19 protein-coding genes are annotated in these 21,499 nt (G+C 47.4%); 4 read left to right on the top strand and 15 right to left on the bottom strand.

Features of this window, described 5'->3' with window-relative positions; translation table 11 throughout:
* The 7 genes from ACN080_RS09780 to ACN080_RS09750 form a co-directional block, all read right to left on the bottom strand.
* Window positions 1–526 (bottom strand): hypothetical protein (locus ACN080_RS09780; protein WP_419113677.1); only part of this gene is annotated, 526 nt, incomplete at its 3' end.
* A 452-nt stretch (window positions 527–978) separates the two neighbouring features.
* Entirely contained in the window at window positions 979–1,911 is a 933-nt protein-coding gene (locus ACN080_RS09775) for a hypothetical protein (protein ID WP_419113676.1), read from the bottom strand.
* 120 nt (window positions 1,912–2,031) lie between these two features.
* The gene (locus ACN080_RS09770) at window positions 2,032–2,832 is read right to left on the bottom strand and encodes a hypothetical protein (RefSeq protein WP_419113675.1); all 801 of its coding nucleotides are present in this window, start codon (window positions 2,830–2,832) and stop codon (window positions 2,032–2,034) included.
* A gap of 103 nt (window positions 2,833–2,935) precedes the next feature.
* The gene (locus ACN080_RS09765; protein ID WP_419113674.1) at window positions 2,936–3,151 is read right to left on the bottom strand and encodes a hypothetical protein; all 216 of its coding nucleotides are present in this window, start codon (window positions 3,149–3,151) and stop codon (window positions 2,936–2,938) included.
* 3 nt (window positions 3,152–3,154) lie between these two features.
* Entirely contained in the window at window positions 3,155–3,742 is a 588-nt protein-coding gene (locus tag ACN080_RS09760; RefSeq protein WP_419113673.1) for a ParA family protein, read from the bottom strand.
* A gap of 171 nt (window positions 3,743–3,913) precedes the next feature.
* Window positions 3,914–4,903 (bottom strand): helix-turn-helix domain-containing protein, encoded by a 990-nt coding sequence (locus tag ACN080_RS09755; RefSeq protein WP_419113672.1) that lies wholly within the window; start codon window positions 4,901–4,903, stop codon window positions 3,914–3,916.
* Window positions 4,904–5,100: 197 nt separating this feature from the next.
* Complete coding sequence (locus ACN080_RS09750) at window positions 5,101–6,201, bottom strand: IS1249 family transposase (protein ID WP_419113678.1); 1,101 nt, start codon at window positions 6,199–6,201, stop codon at window positions 5,101–5,103.
* A gap of 478 nt (window positions 6,202–6,679) precedes the next feature.
* Between ACN080_RS09750 and ACN080_RS09745 the strand changes: the two genes are divergently transcribed.
* Window positions 6,680–7,486, top strand: a complete 807-nt coding sequence (locus tag ACN080_RS09745; protein WP_419113671.1) for a hypothetical protein — start codon at window positions 6,680–6,682, stop codon at window positions 7,484–7,486.
* 260 nt (window positions 7,487–7,746) lie between these two features.
* Here ACN080_RS09745 and mobF read toward each other — a convergent pair whose 3' ends face one another.
* The gene (gene mobF / locus ACN080_RS09740) at window positions 7,747–11,529 is read right to left on the bottom strand and encodes a MobF family relaxase (protein WP_419113670.1); all 3,783 of its coding nucleotides are present in this window, start codon (window positions 11,527–11,529) and stop codon (window positions 7,747–7,749) included.
* Between the two features lie 407 nt (window positions 11,530–11,936).
* Between mobF and ACN080_RS09735 the strand changes: the two genes are divergently transcribed.
* From ACN080_RS09735 to ACN080_RS09725, 3 genes are all read left to right on the top strand, one after another.
* Entirely contained in the window at window positions 11,937–12,560 is a 624-nt protein-coding gene (locus ACN080_RS09735; protein ID WP_419113669.1) for a hypothetical protein, read from the top strand.
* Between the two features lie 213 nt (window positions 12,561–12,773).
* A complete protein-coding gene (locus ACN080_RS09730) occupies window positions 12,774–13,436 on the top strand; it encodes a toll/interleukin-1 receptor domain-containing protein (RefSeq protein WP_419113668.1) in 663 nt (220 codons plus the stop codon).
* 55 nt (window positions 13,437–13,491) lie between these two features.
* Complete coding sequence (locus tag ACN080_RS09725) at window positions 13,492–14,394, top strand: hypothetical protein (RefSeq protein WP_419113667.1); 903 nt, start codon at window positions 13,492–13,494, stop codon at window positions 14,392–14,394.
* Here ACN080_RS09725 and ACN080_RS09720 read toward each other — a convergent pair.
* The 7 genes from ACN080_RS09720 to ACN080_RS09690 form a co-directional block, all read right to left on the bottom strand.
* Window positions 14,389–15,021, bottom strand: coding sequence for a recombinase family protein (locus ACN080_RS09720; RefSeq protein WP_419113666.1), 633 nt, complete (start codon window positions 15,019–15,021; stop codon window positions 14,389–14,391). The genes ACN080_RS09725 and ACN080_RS09720 overlap by 6 nt on opposite strands.
* Window positions 15,022–15,498: 477 nt before the next feature.
* Window positions 15,499–16,737: an MFS transporter gene (locus tag ACN080_RS09715; RefSeq protein ID WP_419113665.1), complete on the bottom strand. Its 1,239-nt coding sequence runs from the start codon at window positions 16,735–16,737 to the stop codon at window positions 15,499–15,501.
* A gap of 12 nt (window positions 16,738–16,749) precedes the next feature.
* Window positions 16,750–18,144, bottom strand: coding sequence for a DUF4135 domain-containing protein (locus ACN080_RS09710; protein WP_419113664.1), 1,395 nt, complete (start codon window positions 18,142–18,144; stop codon window positions 16,750–16,752).
* The gene (locus ACN080_RS09705) at window positions 18,145–19,452 is read right to left on the bottom strand and encodes a hypothetical protein (protein WP_419113663.1); all 1,308 of its coding nucleotides are present in this window, start codon (window positions 19,450–19,452) and stop codon (window positions 18,145–18,147) included.
* Window positions 19,449–20,594, bottom strand: coding sequence for a hypothetical protein (locus ACN080_RS09700; protein ID WP_419113662.1), 1,146 nt, complete (start codon window positions 20,592–20,594; stop codon window positions 19,449–19,451). Before ACN080_RS09700 ends, ACN080_RS09705 begins: the two co-directional genes overlap by 4 nt.
* A gap of 100 nt (window positions 20,595–20,694) precedes the next feature.
* On the bottom strand, window positions 20,695–20,856 hold the full coding sequence (locus tag ACN080_RS09695) for a hypothetical protein (RefSeq protein ID WP_419113661.1): 162 nt from the start codon (window positions 20,854–20,856) through the stop codon (window positions 20,695–20,697).
* Between the two features lie 17 nt (window positions 20,857–20,873).
* A partial coding sequence (locus tag ACN080_RS09690) for a cytochrome P450 (RefSeq protein ID WP_419113660.1) occupies window positions 20,874–21,499 on the bottom strand: 626 nt, incomplete at its 5' end.

Genomic DNA, 21,499 nt, shown 5'->3' with positions numbered 1-21,499 from the left:
TTCCTGCCTGGATTCCTCTTTCAAGACGGGCCGGGTCTAGACCAGCGTCTAGTCCTCTTGTAAGATCTAAATTTAATTTGAAATAGTCATTGACTTGCTCTTCACTAAGACCAAAAATTGAGGAAGTCATATCTAATGCTGAGATTCTCGAGACTTCTTCAACAAAGTCAAACTTTCCTGTATGACTTAGAAGTCTGGATTCAAATCTTTCCCCAGATTCTTCACATATAGATGATAAATCTAAGGAATGAATTGACTTTCTAAAATCTTGCCGTAGCCCTAACCTATTTGGAGGGTCTTCAGTCTGGATACTCATACGCTCAGGAGGGATATCTTGACCAATCCGACGTCGATCTTTTGCAAAATATCTGTTATCACTCAATACTTTTTTGCAATCAACGTATCTCGAAGCAACATAGCTCTGCATACCTTCATGCCAGTACAAGCCTGGCAGACTTCTTAACCACTCATACGCCGGATACGGGTTAACTAAGTTCTCTGGAGATAGAGGTTCATAACTATCCATATAATCACCTAATCATATTTTAAATTTTAGACTCATAATAACGTGTGTTCCAGAACATCTCTGGCTGGACACGCCATACCTATGGATAAATAACTACAGTTCTAGCACTGGAGATCGAAAATTCGGACTTGCCTTTCTCATACCTGCAGACAAAAAAGCGACTGTATGAAGCACGCACCCAGCCATGCCCTCCCATAGCATGAACAATCATCAATTCGCTACAGGCCGCAAGATAACTCTGCCCACGCCCCACATTTATGAAGGTAATGACATCATTCATAACTAATGCCTTGACAAACGCTTTAACAGATAACGTTCCCGTTCCTATCATGCTAGCGGTTCAAACGGTCAGCGGCGCTTTCACGCTTGGCCTGAGCATCAAGAGCCACAGCAATCTGAGGGCTACGATGCTGACGCGCCTGCACCGTCTCCTGCAACTTACCTAGCTTCACCTAAGCGTCCTTGCGAGAGCTACGAGCCTTCATTATCTTTCGCTTCAATTCCTGGCCCTGCTGCTCTAACTGCTCCAGCTGCTCCTTAACCTGAACCAAGGTCGCCTGGTTCAGCCCAAACCGTTCCTTGGCCTCACGCACAACACCCTGGGCAGGCACCCATTGCGCTTCAACCTCTTCAAGGGTAGTGAACCCACCACAGGATGCAGCAAACTTGGCCGTGGCCTCATCTACCTGACGCGCAGCCTTAGCACGGGAGAAGAAGCTAGCACCCTCCAGTGCTGCCTTAGCCTCCTTGACCGGGCGGTAGGCCTTCTTCGCATCAAAGAACACATCAGACTGAGCCTTGAGCAACTCAACACGGTACTGCTGCTGCAAGGGCGTAAGCTCTTCCACCAGCTGCTTTAGCTCACGGGTCTTACGGGCTACCTCATCGCTCTGAACGGACAGATTCGCAAGCTGCTCATCAAAGGAGCTGACCTGCTCCTTAAGATGAGTAACCTTCTCGTCACGGTTCTGCACATCAAGGACGTACTCAACCTCTGACCGGTTCTCGCGCGTCTCTTGGACATGAACGGCCCGCTGTGCAATCCTTGCGGACTCTTCAGCAGAGAGCAGAGTCGATGACAGGCGGGAGCTCTTATGCATTGCTACCATCTGGGCTTGCAGGTACTGGCCACGTTCCGATTCTTGGTACTTCTTCGGAATGGCCACAACCTCACCGGCAGGCACCTTGTACTGGTTGCGGTAGGCCTCAATCTCACCGGCGATCCTGTACCAGCGCTTGGCCGCACGGGGATAAGTTGGCACCTCGCCCAGAGACTTGACCCACTCCGGGCGTTCATCAGCTAGCTGCTTACCGCGCAGTTCGATAAGCTGCCCGATTTGCTGACGGTGAGACGCTAGCAGGGCCTTGTTCTCAGGCTTGACCATCGGGTTAGTAGCCCAGTACGGATCAACGGTGTGGTTCGAGACCCCCGCACGTACCGCGTCCTTGGCCGGGGTCTTGTACCCGGCATCTTCTACGGTCTTGAGTGCGGTTCTACGCAGACGCTACTCACTCTTAAGCGCCTTGACGATGGTGAAGAGATGGTCGCGGTGCTTCTCACCACGGACGAACTGTTCCACGGCCTTTTGCTCCGGGCCCATCTGTGCACGACGCACCCATTCGTTATCCATTGCATAAGCGTTCTGACGCAAATCGTCGATGTAGGGGTCTTTGGCGTCCTCACGAGAGCGCAACAGGGCAAAGGTCTTCATACGTATTTCGAGTAGCTCTTCGGTCTTCACCAGAGCGTAGGGACGGTCAGCCCAGTTGGCATCTTCAAGGTTGGCGCTATCAGGCTTCTTCGGCAGGTTGGCTTCAGCGCGAGCAATCATCTTAGCCAGTGTGCCATCAGAGTAGCCACCTAGCGGGCGGGCCATGCGTTCTTCAAGTAGTGCCTCGTTGTGCTCGCGCACTTGCTTCACACGCCACTGCATGACGGCTGCTGCATCGTGGGCGTCCTCGAACCCGCGAGTGGGGAAGGCCTGGCGTACAGCATCACGGGGGTCAAAACCGGCACGGTAGACTTCATCCAGCTCGTAGCACAGGGCCCCGTAAGCCCCGGCGTTAATCATCTTCTCTGCCAGAGTGTCCCCGACTTCCTGGCGCAACATGGTTGCGTAGGACTGCTTCATAGAGTTCTCAGCCAGGTTGTTGTAGATGCTAACGCGGGGTGCCACGTCGCGGGTCTCTGCGCGCTGACGCTCTACCTCTTCATGCGCGGAGAGGTTCTTATCGTAGTTGTTAGTGATAGCCTCCAGCACGGCATCGCGGTTGTTCTCAGAATCGTTGAGGCATAGGCCGGGCACCAGGGAGAGCGCCAGCGTGCCGATAGAAACCTAGCTCTCGCGCCAGGACCTAAAAACAACAATAAAGCCATCTATCTATATACAGATGAATGGCTTTACATATTTATAGAGTGTCAATGTAACCACTAATCAGCTCTGTAATTGTAGTTCCATTCTGGCTTGCATGCACCTTCAACTTCCGATGCCGTGTCTCATCCAGCTTAATCGTCAACTGCTTCTTTGGCGCTGACTCCCCTACCGCAAAAGACTTCTTAAAATCAGCCTTAGCCACCGAAGCAGGCACAGCCACGCGGGTCATTAGATTCTTCTTTTCACTCATGTTTTACTCTCCAATTAGATTCAGTAGTTCAGCAGCGACCTGCTCATAGCCTGCCAGGTCTTTAGGGTAGGTATTAGCGTTGTTCTTAATAGCCTCTAGTGCCTTGATAGGGGTGTCGAAGACAGCGATCTTAGCCTCGCTCAGGGCTTCTAGGGCTTGGTGGTAGCTGATTGTTCTGGGGTTTGCGTGGGTGAGCAATACGATAGCTGGCAGGGTGGGTGGGATGGAATCAAGGGTGGCCCAAACTCGTGCCATATCCAAACTTGCTGGTTTGGTAGGGATGATGAGCATGTTGCTGCGGCTAGCTGTTGCATCAAGGACTTGGCTGTTTCCTGGTGGGGTGTCGATAAAGACGAAGTCCGTGGTGCTTGTTTTGCGGGTGATTTCGCGGTGGTTTACTGAGGTGACGGTAAAGGGTAGCGGGTTTCCGTTTTCTTCGGTGGTGTAGGCCCAGTCTGTTGCTGATCCTTGAGGGTCAGCGTCCCAAAGTTCTACTGAGTGTTGGGGGGCTAGGGCTTGGGCTAGGTGTAGGGCTGTGGTTGTTTTTCCCACGCCGCCTTTGCTGTTGAGTATGCCAATGTAGTAGGTCATGCATATCAGTATAACTGTTTTTACAGCTTACTGTAAGTACAGCTATACAGATTTATGTTTATATGTTTTACGTTTGTACTTGTCAAACGCATTATTAGCACCACGTTATATCTCAAGGGCGATCTTTTATCACCCCTAGAGCCTGGGAGCACATAGCCTAACTACCCTTTACTAGCTCTCAACTAGCTGAGCCTGCTCAGGGTACAACCGTGCAGCCTCCACAGCCCCCTTAAACCTCTTCACCTTCAAATACTCACGCATCAACCGCACCTGGCTCAGACCCTGCACAGGCACAACCTTCGGCCTATTCATCTCCTCAAGAATCTGCTTCTGCTGCTGAATCAGACGCTCACGCTCAGCCTCAGCTTCCTTACGCCGAAGACGAGTAGGAGAAGGGGGCAAAGAACCATCATCGTGCTTCCAGGCGTTGATCCTAATATGTAGCCAGGCCAGGCAAGAGCGCATACCACCGGCACCACGGGTTTGGTAAAGAACGCCCTCAGAATCCTGTTCTAAAGCTCGAACGATATCTTGTACACACCACCCAGCGGCAAAAATCTTACTCAGGTGCTTCACGAGCAGCACAGTAGGTACCTTCCGCAGATCCAACACCTCTTCTTTGAGCCGTTCAGTCGCTGCCCAACGGTCAGCAGCAGACTCAACTACCGCTGTCAGAGGAAAATTTTTCCTGCTGTCCTTTAAGGACTTAACAGATTTCTTAAAAGTTTTTAAGGGGTGGACATTTTTAACAGCAGGTAGAAGCAAGGTGTAGATAGGCGCTTCGTTAGCCTGGGTCTGGGAGTGAGCTGCGGACTTGCCAGGGCGCACCACAGCGATCAGGCCCTTTGTGATGAGCTGGTGGATGTAGCGTTGGATGGTTTTGGGGCATTTGCCGATGTGAGAGGCGATCTCTACGTAGGTGAATTGGGCTGTGTATTCACCGAGTCTGTAGCGGTAGGCGATGTAGTAAACGATTTTTTGGGCTGTTTTGGTGGTGGTCGCTGAGAGCGTAGAAAAATATTTCTCTCTCACGTATTTCAGCCATGGCAAGGCGTTTTCTGGTGAGTAGGTGCCTGTGGGGCGGGCTTTGATGAGTTCAAAGAGTGTGGCGTTGGCCCGTGCCCTTGCGCTACCCCTGCGTGGTGCTGGTAAGCTATACACAGAGAATCCTTCTTTGGTTCGCACCCATTTTGGTTTCCTCTCTGATGACCATGCATCTTGGCGGAAGATGGTCATCGACTATTCTTACAGAAAGCCCCTCCTGCAAGAGGGGCTTTCGTTATTTAACAAATCTCTTGGCCACTACTTTACTGCATCTTCGGGTTATAGGCAGAAAAGTGCGTCCCACCCCGGGCGCGTCACCCACCACGACCACCCCAACCACGCCGCACCGCCACACCCTCACTCACAACAAACACACCCCGCAACTCATCCAAAGAACGCCCCACAACAGCCTCCTTCCTCCGACCACCAAGAGCAACCACCGGCACCGGCTCCAACCTAATTACCTCATCAACACTGGCACCCCAAGCAGCATCCACCCACAAGAGCCAACCCACCGCCCGCCACTGATGCTCCACCGGCATTCCACGGTGCTCGCGCAACATCGCCCGAATTTTCGCGTTATAACCTTCTAATTGATTCGTGGTACGAGAAATAGGACCTTCCCTGAGCAAATCCGGATCCAGAAAAGTAAACACAAGACCCTGTTTCATCAAACGCTCAAGCCTCCTGTAGGCAGTACGCACACGCGGGTGTGTGTACTGCCAGGAGCCATCAGCTAACCAGGTTCTTTCCTTGATAAAGCTTTGATACTGCCCGTGCCAGGACGCTAAAGAAGCTGACCAGATCGCTGCCTCATCCAAGCTAGTTACTCGTAGAAGAGCCCTAGAAATCTTCAGTAAGGATTTGCCGGCCTCAGTGCGTGGGGCGCTAGTGAGCAGGGTTCTGGTGTTTCTGTAAATGTGCACTAGGCAGCGTTGGATTCGTGTTTCTGGCCAGCATGTTTTGGCGGCGCTGGCAAAGCCAGCACCGCCATCTACGATGGCTACATCTGGGGCTGGTATGCGTGAGAGTAGGGCGGTGTAGACTGCGGTGTTCTCATTTTTAGCCCATTGGTAGTCGATGACACCAACGGTTTGGTTGTAGGCGATGATGCAGACCATGTTGCTGATGTAGATGCCGTCGAGTTGGATTTCGTGGTGGATTTGGCCTGTTTGTTTGAGCGGTGGGGTGATGTTCCAGCACCAGGCGGTATTGGCGCGGAAGGTTCTTCCAGCTCCTAGGGTGGTGTGTTGCTGGGTGTTTTTGCTGGTGAGCCAGGTGATGAAGGCTGTTAGCTGGTGTTTGCGTGTGCTGGTGGGGCGTTTGATGGTTCTGCTGGCGCCGCAGTGGGTGTAGCGGTAGCGTGTGGTTCCTGCGTTGGTGGTGCCGTTGCGTTTGGTTTGTTGGTTGCATATCAGGCAGGTGGGGTTTTTGGGCTCACTTGGTTTAGGTTAGCTTGTGGGGCTAATTTGTGGGGTTGGTTGTTTTGTGGTTGTTGGGTTGTGGGGGTGTTGGGGACACACTTTTCTGCCTATAACCCGCATCTTCTTTTCGGTCAGTGCTCTATGACATGCTCGCAATAGGTGATTCTTGGGCTTCGGTAGCGCTACCACCTAGTGCAAAACTCTTCTGGAGACGTTTTTGCTCCCGCTGCGGGTTCATCCCGCAGCGGGAGCCTACTGCCTATCTGGCAGTATCGAATCAAGGTAAAAGAAAGCCCTCACACACCTAGAAGAGGCGTGCAAGGGAGCATTTCTCGATAAATACACCGGAGTCTCTTAGATACCAGCATGAAAGCTGGTGGCTCGGTTTCTGTCTCTTAGCCTACCAGAACCTAAACTAGATTCCTGTAACATCACTCTCAGCGCACACAGAGACGGAGCACCCCCATTGATGTTCAGCTTTGAAAACTACATGGCAGCCGAACGCTTCGCACCCTACAAAAGCGCCCGTCCTACTACTGCACAACAGCGAGAACTCTATCTCTGGAACAGCCAACTGTCCCAAGAGATGAATAAAGCTATCGGCCACGCAGAAATTTTCATCCGCGAAGCCATCGACCAACAACTACGCGCCTGGAACCTCAAACAGCCCCAGCACCCCGGCGCTACCCATAATCAAACAGGTGCCCCACTACACCGCCGCGATCCCCGCCGCCGCCCAAGTGGAGGGTCCGAAGAATGGCTTAAACACCCCTCTCAGAAACTCGCAAACCTCATCTTCTCAAAACGCGGTAATAGGCTAATTTCCGAATACGACACCGCCTTCTTCAGAGCCCAACAAGACCTCAACGCTAGAGTTCTCTCCCATCCCAGGCACGGCGCTGCAATTACACATGATGATGTCCTCGCTCATATCACTTTAGGCACCTGGAAACATTTGCTACCTGATGGGCGTTTGAACACGAGTAATCCTCTTAACCGTGACCAGGTACGTACTAAAAACTCACAATTAGACCTCTGGAACCAGGCTTTGTCTTTAGCTTTCCCCTATGAGCCGAACCCGTATGTGATTTCTTATCGATTAACACAGATGCATGTAGCACGGAATCGAGTAGCCCATCATGAAAGTCTATTGAATATGGGAGTACCTGAGATTCATAGAGCTACGGTGCGGTTAGTAGCAGCTATTGACCCTCAGCTAGGTAGTTGGCTGGCGAATGAATCGCAAGTTATTGAGTGCTGGAAGCAAAAGCCCTAACGGGGGTAAAGATGCAACTGCGGTAGATTTTTGGTTGCGATTGTCATTAGGCCGTTATCTTCGGCGTATTTCAGGAGTGCGGCTTTCCCAGTGATAGGCAGCGCCCCCCTCTTTGTGTACCGGTGCTGTCAAGGGTGAGCGGCACGCGAATCGCCCCAGCGACGGGCGCAGCCCGCCCTTGACAGCACCAGCACACCAAGAGAGACAATGGGCTGCTACCGGGAAAGACAAACACCCCACACCAGGCCAATCCCCTGAATCTAGCGTTCCAGCCCCGGCCCCCGACCACGGTCATAATCCCGCCCACGCGGTGAAGAAACATGATTCACCTCTGCCCTCCGAGCAGACACAGCCTTCGCCACACGAGCAGAATGAGCTAACCGATCCTGAGCATCCTTTGACCACATTTGAGCAGGAAGCCTCCGGTCAGTAAGACGCCCCAACACCTGCACAGCCTCCTGTTGCTGCTTCTTAGCCTGAGCGTTTATCCGCTGATAATCAGGCTCATGGATAACCCCCTGCTGATCAATCGCAGCAGAACTCACCCCAGCCAGTAAAGGAGCTTGCCCTAGCGCCTCTTGAGCCTGCACCAAACGCTGCTGAGCCTGCTCATAGCCTTCTTGAGCCTGAGCTAACTGTGCATTAGCCTGCTGCACTTGTGCCGTTGAAGGCTCCTGTGCCGTGATTTCATCAAGGGCGCGTTCAGCCTGACGTAACGGAATATTGGAGCTAACCATCTTCTGGAAGAATCCCAGGCTGTCCCTGCGCTGTTGAACCTGTTTTAGCTCGTATTCTGCTCGCCCTCTTTGACGTTCGAAGTCACGGCGGGCGTGAGAGTATTCTTCGCGTGCTGTTTCTGCAACTTGCTGAGCCTGCTCCATTGTCTGACGCGCTGTATCAAGGTGCTGATGCGCCTGGGTAAGTTCTAGAAGATCTTGGGGCCGATAGCGCACAGCTTTAACCCAGTCCTGGGTCTGCTGAACAAAGCGTAGGGCCTGACGAGCCTGCACATATTGCTTTCTGTACTTCTGTATATCTGTACTAAGGCCAGGAGGAAGCGGCACCGCGCTACCAGGAACCATGTCTACAGCCTCACCAGCAGGCTTCTGAAGAATCTGCACGGCATATTTACCGCCCCGGTTCTTCCCCACAGCATAGATAGTGCCCTGCCCATCAGTACCGGCCACCAAATACTTTCGTCCCCCAGCTACCAGACCATCACCAGCACGCATATCTGCCACATGGCCTACCACCGGATACTCTTCAGGCCTCTTGGTTTCTAAGTCAGTGCCAACCAGCATCTGTCGTAGCCCCTCAGCCACAGCACCCAAACCAGCATCAGTCCGCTCACGTCTCATCGCCTCCACAAACTGCTCACGCGCCTCATCCAAATCCACAGCCACACAATGCACCACATTCTCAAAACGCCCACGAGTCAAACCCACATACACACCAGCAGCATCCGTATGGCCGGTCACCAACAAATGAGCACTATCAACGGTCATACCCTGAGAACTATGCACCGTCGTTGCATACCCCAACTGCACCGATGAAGCCACATACTCCACCGGCAAAGTATGCACCACCCCGTCCTTACCAGTGGACTGCACCCGCACAAAGCCCTCAGTGACACCCCGCACCACATAGCTCTTACCGTTAAGCACACCCAGCTCCCGGTTATTCTCACGGGTGCGGACAATATCGCCAACCGTAATAGCCTGGCTCTCCATCGACTGCACGAACCGGCCAGCCTCAATATCCCGGGCATAGGCAGTATCCCCACTAACCCCACGCAAGAGCGCAACCTCAGCGTTTACACCAGCCACCAGCTCATTAGTGCTTGCTGAAACTACAGTGCTGTGCCCGGCTTGCTGGTTGGTCAGCCACTGCTGAGATAAAGCGTGCTGGGCACTGGCTTCATCAGCGTGCAGAACAACCGCACCACGGGCTACCAGCTCATCAAAGATAGCCCTAGCGTTATGGCGGGAGCGCATTTTCAAGGACAGCTGGGCGTAGGCTTCATCTACCTCACCGGTAGCTGTTCTAAAGCGCCAGACGCTCTCAAGGTCAGTGGTCACAGGGCTCATCTGGGCGCACTGTTGCAGTACCCCGCCGCGTCCAACAGCCGATAGCTGGGCATAATCGCCGGTCACTACCAGCTGGGCACCGGTTTTCAGGGCGATTTCTTGCAGGCGCACAGCCACATCCTGGCTCAGCATGCCCGCTTCATCAACCACCAGCTGATCGCCCGGACGCAAAGCCCATGCTCGCGGGACTCGATGCCCCTTATCTGGTTCGCCCCAGGTCGTTACCCCCTGCTCGTCAGTAGAAAAACCGTATCCGAAGGCCTTGAGCAGACCGTGGGCGGTGTTGGTTTGCGCCCCGGTTTCTGCTTGGGCAACCTCGGCGGCCTTAGCGGAAGGCGCGACAATGAACTGCCGTGCCCCACGGGCTTCAACAACGGCTTTTGAGGCTTTGAGTAGCGTGGTTTTACCCGCCCCGGCAGGCCCCGTCACCACCACCAGCTGGTGGGTTCCAGCCATCGCAGATAGAGCCTGACGGTGCGCCGGGTCAGTGGGAATGCTCAGGCGCTTGCCCTGAACATCGGTGAGCACCCGTGAGCTAAAGAGCCTGGTAAGAACGCGCTCATCAACGCTCTGGTGCGCCCCCAGTTTCAAGGGCTTCGCTAGGGGGCTATAGGAGAGCTCATACGAGATTTCACGGGCGACCAGGGCGCTGGTGTAGTCAAAGAGCGTGGACTCGGTGGCTACAACCTGCTGTGAGGTCAGTAAGGGCAGGTGCGTTGGTGCCCGGTAGGGGTCAATATCCGGGTTAATGAGCACACACCGGCTGAGGGTAACGTCCACAATGCGCCTGGTAATGTCTTCAAGGCCTACAGCGGGGGCAATGACGTTGTTTTCGGCGCAATAAGTCAGCGCCTGGGCTTTGATATCAGCTACTGACCACCCTGATTTTTGCTCTGAAAGCACCGCTAGAACCTGGGTGGCAGCGTCGTGGTAAAAACCGGGGGCCAGGCTATCGGCGTTCCGCAAGGAATTAAAGCGCGTGGAACGACCAGAGGGGGTAGGGGCAACAAACCCTAAATCAGCTAGCTCGGTAGCCCATTTCTCGGGATTAGCGCTGTTCTCACTGGTCTTATCGACTCTCGTATCAGCCCAGGCCTGATGGTCAATACGGTTCATCAAGTCCACGCCAATAGACTGGCCGGGGTGCTCTGCTTCCCACAGGGCAATGAGTTCTTTTTTGCGGGTGTTAATCTGCGCGTTGCGTTTACTGAAGTCCTCCACGAACCCGGCTAGTTCTTCGATTTCCCCGGTCCGTGGGTTTAGGGTGTATCCGGCTTCCATCAGGTAGGCCCGAAGCTCCATATCCCCGTTGATCATGGCGGTGCCCAGGGCGTTGAGGGTGGCGTTGTGCTTGACCAGCTCGGCGGTATCCAGTGCCCGCCAGCGTCCGCCGGCATAGACCCGGTTCAGGGTCTGGAAGTGCAAGTGCCAAAAGGGGTCACCCTCGCGGGAGGTCTTATGCACTACGGTCGCTGATTCTAGGCGTTCAACAGGCACCCATGAGCGCACACCCTGGCTCATGATGCGGGTGTGCAGGTTCTGTACTTGGTAGCGTCCGATCGCTTCGGCAGCTCGGCCCATGGTGCGCTCTAGGACGGTGGTGAACTGCGGGTCAATGGCCGCTAGGACGGAGAGAGATTTAGGGGCATTGATGGTCTTATCCACGAACATGACGGACTGCTCAGTTTTGCCGGTGACCGGGTGAACGCGCTCTTTGAGGGTGCCTCGTTTCTCGCCGGTGCGCGGGTCAATCCACTCAACCCACCCTTGGTATTCTTCGGGGGTCAGAAGCTGAATATCCTCGATAGTCCCATCGGAGCTGTAGGCGGTGCGGGTGGCTAGGAGCTGGTTGTTTTCGGTGTAGTAACCGCTGGCTGCTAGCTGGGTATCTTGTTCGAGGTAGCGCCGTGCAGCTTGTCCGCCGGTGCCTTTGAAGAAGACCATTCCGCCTTTCATTTTCTGACCTCCTTTCGCCCGTGGTTGGTGTGCGTTTTTGTCACAGGGCGGCATCCCAAACTATGTTTGGCATACGTGCCTGTTGTTTTTCTCTGTTTTCTAGTTTAGTGGTGGTGTGTGTTCTTGGGTAGTGTTCTGGTTCTTTCATCATGGTTTCCTTGGTGGTTTTGTGGTCTGTGTGTGGCTTGCTTGGTTGTGCTTGTTCTTTGTTCTTGGGTGGTGTTTTTTGGGTGCTTAGTCTTCTTCGTGTTCTAGGGTCATGAGTCCTTTGATGGCTGGGGGGTAGCTTCTTTAGGTGCTCTAGATTCAACCTTCGACATTTTGTGATTTGAATCACTTTCATTAGACACTTATCAACAGACGTGTATAGTAGTTAGTAATCAATAACCTATATTGAAGGACACCAAATGATAAACCCCGAAACTCGCGGAATCGGCACCTTGGTAGAGTTTGCACGAACCGCAGTAACATCCAGCGACAATGCAGTTAAGGTGCGTGATGCTTTCCCCCAAGCTCGCATTGGCAAGAAGATGAATCTAGCTTTCGCTCAAGAGCTCGCGCAGCGGCCCGTCAATAATTTCGAGTTCACAGATGAGCTCATCCTAAGGCCAGCTATCAATCCAGCGAAAATGGGCGGAAGCCTCTATCTCAATGACTCCATCAGTCTTGAGCATGTCAGGCGGCAAGGTTCACATGAGTTAAATGCGCGTCTGCAAAATATTGCTCGATGGAACCGCATCGCTGCAGATAAAGGTTTTGAAGGACTAGATGAGAAGGGGTGGTTCTTTACCGGTTTCTGGAAATGTGGGGATGATATTCGAGATCGGCTCGTCCGCGAAAACGGCCTTATCATCTCATCCGCTGGAGGATTCGTGCATCAGGTTTGCCGAGTGATTGCTTGGATTGAAAACATCGCTTATGAAAACCGCAAGGTATTCCTGGTGGAGCCTCTTTCAGTCGAGGAATCTAAGGAGTTTGAGATTCGGGTGGCCAAGCCGGGTCAGCAGACTCCAGATGTTTTCAATGGCTAGCTTATGTGAAGAGGGAATTTGGAGTTGTTTGTCTGGCGTTCTGAGCATTGCCAGACAAACCCAAATTCTGCCCAGGCCAGCGTCGAACACTGCTTAGCAGATATGGCTGCTAGGCAGGTATAGCAAGTAGAAAAATCGAATATTCCTAGAACAAACCAGAGAAACTGCCTAATTATCGAATAAATTTTCGAAACATGCGTATATAATTGTGACGTGATACAATGTGCAGCCCCTCGACAGGGACACCGAACTGCTAGCGGTCGCGCGAACTGCCCCGCCTGCAGCAAAAACACTTACTACTACACTACGAATCGCTACCCCACTTACGGCTCCATGCCAAGAAGAACCATCCCAACCCCCGCCAGCACTTCGTCATCTAGCACTCAAAGGTCCTTCCGCACCAGAACAATTACCACTCTCTCGTCCCAGGAATACGCCACTCTCAAGCCTGTCCATGAACAGGCCGCTAAGCAGGCTGAAAAGTACCCAGATAAAAGAGACGTCTTCTTATGCCACGCTTGGGGTGATCGAACCACAGTAGCTAAAGAACTCCATGATGCTTTAGAGGAACAAGGAGTAAGTGTCTGGTTCAGCGAAAAAGACATCAAACTCGGAACATCGCTCACGCGCTCCATTGATAAAGGGTTAAGAGACTCACGTGTAGGAATCATCCTCGTCACTCCTGCCTTCTACAAAAGTATCGATGCGGAAGGAATCGCAGAACAAGAGCTTTCCGCCCTTCTGCGTACAGACCGTGTCGTCCCCATTGTTCATAACACTACCTACGAAGAACTATCCGAAGTGAGTCTTCTTCTTGCTTCACGATCGGGGTTAAACACTGAAGGCTCTTCTTTCAAGGAAATCGCAGAAAAATAGCCGAAACTGTTCTCATCGACTAACGACTCCTAGCAGAGGGAGAGGAGACCAAGCAATGGTTAAATGTTCAAGCAGTTCCTGCCAGCATGCTACAGGTAGTGGATGCGTATGTACCTGCGGTCATGGAAACCACGGGGCTAAAGCTCGCATTCGTTGGGCTAAAGCATTATCTAAAGAGGTCTCTCAACGGAACTCGGTAGAAAAAGCAGATGCACAACTTACTAAAAAGCAACGCAGCAGAGCAAAAGAAGTACTCAGGAAACAAAAGGAGAGCCTCAAACAATCACGCACCAGCCCCCGTAAAGACGATGCAAACGCATTCTTCGAGGCTAACCGCACTATTGACATTGTTAACTGGCTTATCGAACACCCTACTACCTGTGATCAGATGGAGTGGGTAGCTGATCAGATTGGCGAAGCGGCTGAGAACCTGCTCCTCCAGTTTCCCGGGAAGCACCGACGCGTAGCAGATCATTTTTGGTGTGATGCCCTCGCTGCTTTGGCTTCTATCCTTGCAGAGTTGCTGGAAACATCAAATCAACTCATCGATGATGTAGCTGAAGCTATTGCTGAGAAAGTATGGAATTCCGTTGAAGCAACACGCGACGAAGAAAAAGGTAACGCTCCATATCAGCAACAGAGTACAAGGAAAAGCACCAGTCGTCTTAGCCGTGATTACCAAGAAGGTCTGCAAGAAGCAGTATTGAAACAGACGGTAGAAACGCTTGTTAAGAAAATCATTAAGAAAGCATCTGCTGAACCTGAAATGACAGTAGAAACGCTCCTACTCCAAATCCGTCTTCTTGCTATTCTCTTTTGCCCTGGCCCTTATGCCCATCGTGCCGTATGGAATAACTGTGTTGTTCCTTTGATCAAAGACGAGATTATTGCGAAGTCTTCAGAAGATATGGAGGATTTGAAAAGGTTATTTGATCAACCGTGGAGCTGGGATCTATAGATTCTCCCCTTTTGATTTTATTTCCGGTTCTACGGGTTTATATCGACCAGTTCCAGTTAGGGCATGGTGCAAGGTAGTACGGGAAACACCAAGGTCTTTGGCGATACGGGTCTTCGGTACCCCTTGTGACACCAGGTCGTGAGCTCTTTTTATGTCTGTTGCGCGCAGCTTAGGTGATCGTTGTTTAGAGTAGACCCCGCGTTCTTTTGCCAGAGCAATGCCTTCAGCTTGTCGTTCACGGATTGTAGCTCGCTCGAGTTCTGCCACGGCTCCAAGAACTGTTAGCATAAAGGCCCCCTGTGGGGTGTCTGTGTTTAGATTTGGGTTGTCGATGAATCGTAGTTGGGCACCTTTTTCTCTGATTTCTTGGACAATATGCAGGAGGTCGGTAGTGGAACGGGCCAACCGATCGGGGCTTTTGACGAGGATGAGGTCGTCGTCTCTGATGTACTCCAGCATTGCTTGAAGCTGAGGGCGATTCCTGGACGCTCCAGAGATTTTATCGATAAAGGTTCTATCCACTGGGTCGATAGCTTTAATCTGGCGTACTTCGTTTTGGTCAATGCTGCTGATGCGAATGTAGGCAATGGTTTTGCCTCGTCCGGTTTTGTTGTTGTCTTGATTCATGGGTATTCCTTCAAGGCTTTTGTTTAATTAAAGTCTAGACTCTCAAAGCAATTTTGCCCATCAGTGTGTAGGGAACTTTACCTGGACAGCTTGTGTCGCAATGAGATGTGTTCATTTAAGGTATACCCAAAATAAGTATAAGCCGTAAAATCCACTGGCACAGGATGCCCCATATCCTTACCAATGGAATGCAGTCGCAAAATACCTTACTAACACATCACGCGACGCACCTTTGATTTTAATGCTTACATACACACGACCACATCTGTGCTAAGTGCGCCTGTTTCATCAAGGATCAGTTGGTCACTCGGGGCGTGTCCCAAGGTTGCGACAAAAGATTTATGAAAGCGGTTTTGTATTGGGTATGCGCAACAGAGAGTGGCAGGGGAGAGATAAACTTATGAGTCGATGTGAAGGTTGTGCACTTGTCAGAAAAATACTTAGCTAGAATTCACTAGATAATCTAAATAGATATTCTTAACCGCCCATAGATTTTCTGTCTAATTTTAACATATTATAAAATAATAAAGGAGATAATATAGCTATCAGCATTCCTATACCACACCAAAGAGATACTATCTCCTTCCCCAGAAGATCTGCTAACGGTCCGATACCAAGCTGCATCACTGGTATTGCAGAAAATGCTAGAATATCATCGATTGCCATAACCCCTGACAAATTTTCTTTGGGAATTTTCCTTTGTAGAGTTGAATCATATGTAATATTAATTGCAGAGAAACCAATGCCACCCATAAATGCAAAGAAAGTTAAAATAAATAAATTATGGGAAAAGGAGAACCCGAACAACGGAAGAACTGTTAACCCACCCAAGATTCTCCCATAAATCAAGGGATACTTAAAATCAATCTTATATAGAATTGTTGAAAATAAAAACATCCCGAAAGTTCTTCCTGTAAGGATAATTCCCCAGCTGAAAGCACCAATAGCAGGAACGACAATAGAAGAACCTAATATCTGAAAAGGGGCAACATTTAATGCATTTATAACTGAAAAGCTAACACTAGATATCAAAAGCCATTTAGTTGTAAAAAAATATTTAAAATCCGCTCGAAGATAACTCAAAATAGACTCTTTTTTTTCGAGCATACTCGAAGATGGAATATTCAAAAAGATAATTGCAGATATCGCGGAAGTTATAGCATCAATTATTATGGTAACCCCTCCTCCCACTGAAGAAAATAGAATTCCAGCGAGCAGAGGGGACCCAAGTCGAACTAAGCTTCTACTTGATGATAGCAAAGCATTTGCCTTCTGTAGATTGCTTGGATCAACTATATCTGGGATTATGCTACGTAAAGCGGGTGAAGTAAATCCAGAGATTGCACCAGACAGAATATTTAAAATAATCATTGATATTCTGTCATAGTTATTATTCATCAAAAGTATGCCCATATATAGAAGCAAAAGCGAATTAATTATATGAGAAAAGAATAAAATTGTCCCTTTACTAAATCTGTTAGATGCTATTCCACCGAAAAGCATCAATATAAGCGTGGGAATAATTCCTGAAGCAGCGAAAATTCCAGTCTCAGTAATAGATCCCGTTGCAGAGAGCACCCCCAGAGTTAATGCTATGGGTGTCATGGAACTGCCAATGATACTCAGGTTTCTTCCGATAAAAAATAAAAGGAAATGACCGTATAGAATGTGCTTAGTGTTATTAGTACTTCCTGAATTATTTTTAAAAATATTCACTAGATATACAAATTACCTATTAAAGGAATCAATAATTATCGAAGAAATATCTTCTATATCTTTTTGACTCAATTCATAAATCCTCTCCGCACAGACGTCAATACCGGTTTTATTAAAATAATTATTTATGCGTATTCCTTTTCCTAAAAGATCCAAAGAATCCACACCTGCATTGAAATATGGGATATCACCACTTTCAATCTGTTGAATCTCTGAAAATACTATTCGCTCATCAAAATTTCCTTGTCTACTGAGCTCACGATAAAGTCTATTACTCTCACTTTCTAAGCCAGTCAAAGACAAACTACTTACTAGTGAGCTCGAGTATATATGAGTGTCTCGAAGAACGATTCTAGATACACAGTTTGAAAAATTATCAGCGATAGTTTCTACCCACTGATTTTTATTTTGCAAGGCGTTATTTAAGACACTACTACAACCATCTACAAAATTTGATGAGAAGAACTTAGGTGGAATAGATTTTTTATTAATATAAGGAATATTTTTAGATGGAGCTATATCTAAATACTCTTCTTTTAACTTTCCATCTTCTAGATATAATCTCGGACGAAAAGATTTTTGAGGAGAAGCTCTAAAAGCCAGTGCGCTAAAGTCTACAGATTCCCCCTGATTAGATCTTTCAACTATTGAACCAGGAATTACCCCTATGTTTAAAATCATTTCTTTAAGATTATCTTTACAATTTTTAGACAGAGGGTCCAATAAAGTTTCACAATCAATCACTATTGGGCTTATCTGAGAATTTATGATATTTGCTGAATGCATATCTGAAGCACACAACAAATACAGAAAAGAAAATACACGGCCATACTCAAAATAAAATCTACTCAGACTTTTCTTGCTGCTAAAATCTATAAATTGAGGAACCCTTTTGACGAGCCCGTGAGAATCAGATATTTTTAATATATTTTGTTCAGTAGAGTATCCAAACAATGCTGCGGCTGACTCAGAATAAGCAATATCAATCGAAAGGTTCCTAGGCTTATAGAAATAGGATCCACCCTTAAAATTCACTAAGCTTACAGTTTTTCCGCCATTGTGCGTATCCCCATACGCAGGGTAAAACCCTTGAACCTCACCCAATTTATAGGTATTAGAGGCTTTGATACAATTTCTAAGCAGCTCTTCATAAAAATTTAACGAGTTTCTATAAATTTTATCGATTCGAGAAAATAAATCTTGGGTATTTCTATTCTCGTGGGGATATGACTTCAAAAAACTTGCAATTAATATCTCTATTTTTCTGGATATGTATTTTTCGAAAGGTATAATTCTTTCATCAGCACCTGACTGTAAATAAATATAGTTTTCTGCAATTTTATATAAGTCATTTATAGCTTTTTGGCTAGAATAGACTATTTCATTGTTAAATTCAAATTCTGACATCTAGTAATTTATACCCATCAGTACCTTTTCAGGGTCTTCCTCTAGTGAATGTACAACCGCTACAATCATGGTTCCTGATTTTCCGATACATGGAGTTACAGGTAAAACATATTTTTTAGATTCTTCTGAATAGAGAAGATTGCTGCGTTTAATTGCATAAATAAAATGGTTAAAGTCCTTAATATATACGTTTTCGGGTGTAGATAGCTGAGTTACCAGGAGTCCTCTTTCTTTTGCCCTTGCTATATTTTTGGATATAACACCATATAAATGAGAAGATCCTGTGAATTGTGCATTAATCTCTGTAAATATGAATCTATCGTTACTGTCTATAACAGAATCGACGCTTAAGTATCCTCTACACCCCAGAATCCTATACCGTTCTGCGAGTTCTTCAGAAGAACGCAAAATATCACTTTCTATTTTTTTATTTAGATTTCTTGCTGGAACTACTTCATGATGTAACCTTCCATCTTTGAAATGTAGCTCACCTACCTCACCAAAGGCGCACTTAAAGTCATCTAAAAAATACTCGATATATAATGATTTTGCATTTTCTATATATTCTTCAACGACAACTGAATATCTCCCATTATGTGAGACCCATTCCCATTTGTCATCCCAGAATTTAAATAGTTCCTCTTCATAATTATCAGTTAGATAAACTCTTTGTTTATTCCCAGAGTGGCTTCCATCTATCGCACTCTTCTTCGATAAAAGGATATTGCCGGCACCGGCTCCAGCGTGAGCCTTTTTAATCATTAGAGCATCATATTTTTCTAAGTAATATTTAGAAAAAATTTTTGCATCTTCTATAGTTTTGCAAACGGCACCTTCGGCGATCGGCGCCTTCGAACCTCCAGAAATAGCCCTGAAATTTCCCATATTATTAAGAAATTCTGATCCATTCTGTTTATACAGCGAATTCCCTTTCCATAATTTTTCTAAGTTAATTTTTTCAAGAAAAATACTTATCATTGGAGAATTCCAGAGAGCATGAACCTCAGTAATATTAATATCTGAGATAACATGCTTCATCTTCTCTATAAATGAAGTGTCAAGGAGCAAATGATGGTCAAACATCTTCCGGTTAAATCTTCCTGGACCTTCAAGAACTAAAAACTTTAGAGTATTTAGTTCAACGCCAGTTATTCTAGTTACGTACTCTACATAATCGTAGTCAGGCTCATCCATCATAATGATGGTATCGTTGTTCTGTGCAAACCAGATAATTCGATGTGCCCATGCACGTACATCATATTTATAAAGCAGAGAATCATCTAGATCATTCGCAATTAAAAGCCTCATGAATAGTCCTCGATTGTTCCTTCTCGTACAGTATCCAAAGTAAAGCAGTGGAAACCGCCCCCGAATAGTCGTCGGTGTCGATGTTTCACAGGAATTGTTTCAAATCCATTCTTTTCAAGTTCTCTAATAAGACCTATGCATGATTCATTAACTAGCACTCTCTCTGGAGATATAGATAATACGTTTAAGTCAATATAGGGACTCGTAAGCACTAAATCATCATCATTATACTGCGGAAAACTATTCCTATCAGGTTCAGGTGGAACAATATATTTCCAAGATTGAAATTTTTTCGGCATCATTTTTTTAATATCTGGGTGTCGCGCTAGAAATACACCAGGGCAGAGCGCAAGAAGCATTGAATCGATATGATTATCACTCATTCTGTATACAGTATGAATAGTGTATTCGGGTTCTAGGTATCTCTTTAGCCACTCAACTGCTAGTCTATGATTTTCATTGGCTACATTGATTATTATATCTTTTCCTAGCCTCAGACACTGAGCACCATCCAAAATCATCTCATATCCTAAATCAAAAGGAGACTCTTTAGGATTTTCGATAGGTTCGCTAGGACCTCCTAAAGTTGATTCAGTATCTCGAGCATAAGATAAATCAAAAGACCTATCAGTAAGTATAGGCCGAGGCATAGTAGCCCATTCAGCGCCTCTTTTAAAATATTCATTAAATATAGGTGATAGGAGTCTAGTTTCAAGATACCGTGACCGAATAGCTGGCGGAGTCTCAATAATTCTATTTCCAACGATAAGCGTATTATCTCTAATATTTAATGCAGGAACAGGAGGAGCTTGCCAACCAAATCCAGAAATAAAATTAGAGTCAGGAGGAAGAGTCATAGGGCGATGCACAACAACACCTAAGCTTTGAAGCAAGCCTGCAAGATTTTCAACGTCTTCTGAGAGTTCTTGAACATATTTCTCTTTAATCTTCCATGACCTTGACGACGTATCAAATTCTGTTGCACTCTTTAGACGTGGATAGGCCCAATCCGACCGGAAAAGATTTTCATGGAAGAATACATCAAAAGATAGCTCTCTGTCATGAGAAGTATAATTTTCTGCAGATCCAACAATGATTTCTTTTAATGGATCCCAATCATTATGAGTATTAACACTAAGCATTTTTCTCCTCTATTGAATAGAAAATTTTAATAAAGTGGGGCATGGCATAAATAAATGCCATGCCCTCCTTTTGTTTACATGATGTGATCGTAAGTCATGATCAACCTTTCTGTTCTTCTATTTTCTTCTCTTCTGCTTCACCATTCGGTAGAAGCTTTTTGTCAGGTTTATCTGCTACATTTACTAAATTCATTTTATCTGTAAAATACCAGTTTGCAACCTGACAAAAATCTTTAAGTACATATTCATTATTTTTTTTCATTGATACCTCTCTCAAGATTACACTATACGTTCTACAGGGAGCTTTGATAAACTCCTTGCTGTAGCGCTATCCGCGTAGAGAATGGAATCTATATCCACTGAAAACTTATCCATATTATTTACCAAGCGCTTTATGACTTCTTGACCCCATGCTTCTGCAAGTCGCCTTCCCAAACATAAATGTGGTCCAGCAGCAAATGCCAAATGTCTATTATTTTTTCTTCCTGGAATTATTTGGTTTGGTCTCTCAAAAATATTCTCATCCCTGTTTGCGGATGCAATTAAAGTTACAACAGTGTCACCTTTTTGAAGTTTTGTACCTGATATCTCACAAGAATTTACTACCACTCGATTTGTAGCTTGGGCAGGTGAAATATACCTTATGAATTCATTCACAGATAATTTCCCTTCACCTCGTGAAAGCGATTGCCCTGCTTCATCAACCAACCTAGTGTCCTTGGCAAGTTCTAAAAATAAACCTGAGGTTAGTGAAGAAGCCGTTCCAAAAGCAGCGTTAACCATTCCAGCGAAAGTTCTCACCGTGTAATCTTTAGGATAAAAATTAGATAAATATTTTGCAGATTTTAATAAAGCTTCTACCCCTTCTTGCTCAAGCCAACTATCAGCGTATTTTTGGAGGGCTT

This window comes from Rothia sp. CCM 9416, assembly GCF_048513535.1.
Lineage (GTDB): Bacteria > Actinomycetota > Actinomycetes > Actinomycetales > Micrococcaceae > Rothia.
This window is presented reverse-complemented; position numbering and strand designations above follow the sequence as displayed.

Coding starts and splice junctions, on each gene's coding strand:
- ACN080_RS09775 (WP_419113676.1), bottom strand. CDS start 1,911: ATGGTCAAGCCTGAGAACAAGGCCCTGCTAGCGTCTCACCGTCAGCAA.
- ACN080_RS09765 (WP_419113674.1), bottom strand. CDS start 3,151: ATGAGTGAAAAGAAGAATCTAATGACCCGCGTGGCTGTGCCTGCTTCG.
- ACN080_RS09760 (WP_419113673.1), bottom strand. CDS start 3,742: ATGACCTACTACATTGGCATACTCAACAGCAAAGGCGGCGTGGGAAAA.
- ACN080_RS09745 (WP_419113671.1), top strand. CDS start 6,680: ATGTTCAGCTTTGAAAACTACATGGCAGCCGAACGCTTCGCACCCTAC.
- mobF (WP_419113670.1), bottom strand. CDS start 11,529: ATGAAAGGCGGAATGGTCTTCTTCAAAGGCACCGGCGGACAAGCTGCA.
- ACN080_RS09735 (WP_419113669.1), top strand. CDS start 11,937: ATGATAAACCCCGAAACTCGCGGAATCGGCACCTTGGTAGAGTTTGCA.
- ACN080_RS09725 (WP_419113667.1), top strand. CDS start 13,492: ATGGTTAAATGTTCAAGCAGTTCCTGCCAGCATGCTACAGGTAGTGGA.
- ACN080_RS09720 (WP_419113666.1), bottom strand. CDS start 15,021: ATGAATCAAGACAACAACAAAACCGGACGAGGCAAAACCATTGCCTAC.
- ACN080_RS09710 (WP_419113664.1), bottom strand. CDS start 18,144: ATGTCAGAATTTGAATTTAACAATGAAATAGTCTATTCTAGCCAAAAA.
- ACN080_RS09705 (WP_419113663.1), bottom strand. CDS start 19,452: ATGAGGCTTTTAATTGCGAATGATCTAGATGATTCTCTGCTTTATAAA.
- ACN080_RS09700 (WP_419113662.1), bottom strand. CDS start 20,594: ATGCTTAGTGTTAATACTCATAATGATTGGGATCCATTAAAAGAAATC.
- ACN080_RS09695 (WP_419113661.1), bottom strand. CDS start 20,856: ATGAAAAAAAATAATGAATATGTACTTAAAGATTTTTGTCAGGTTGCA.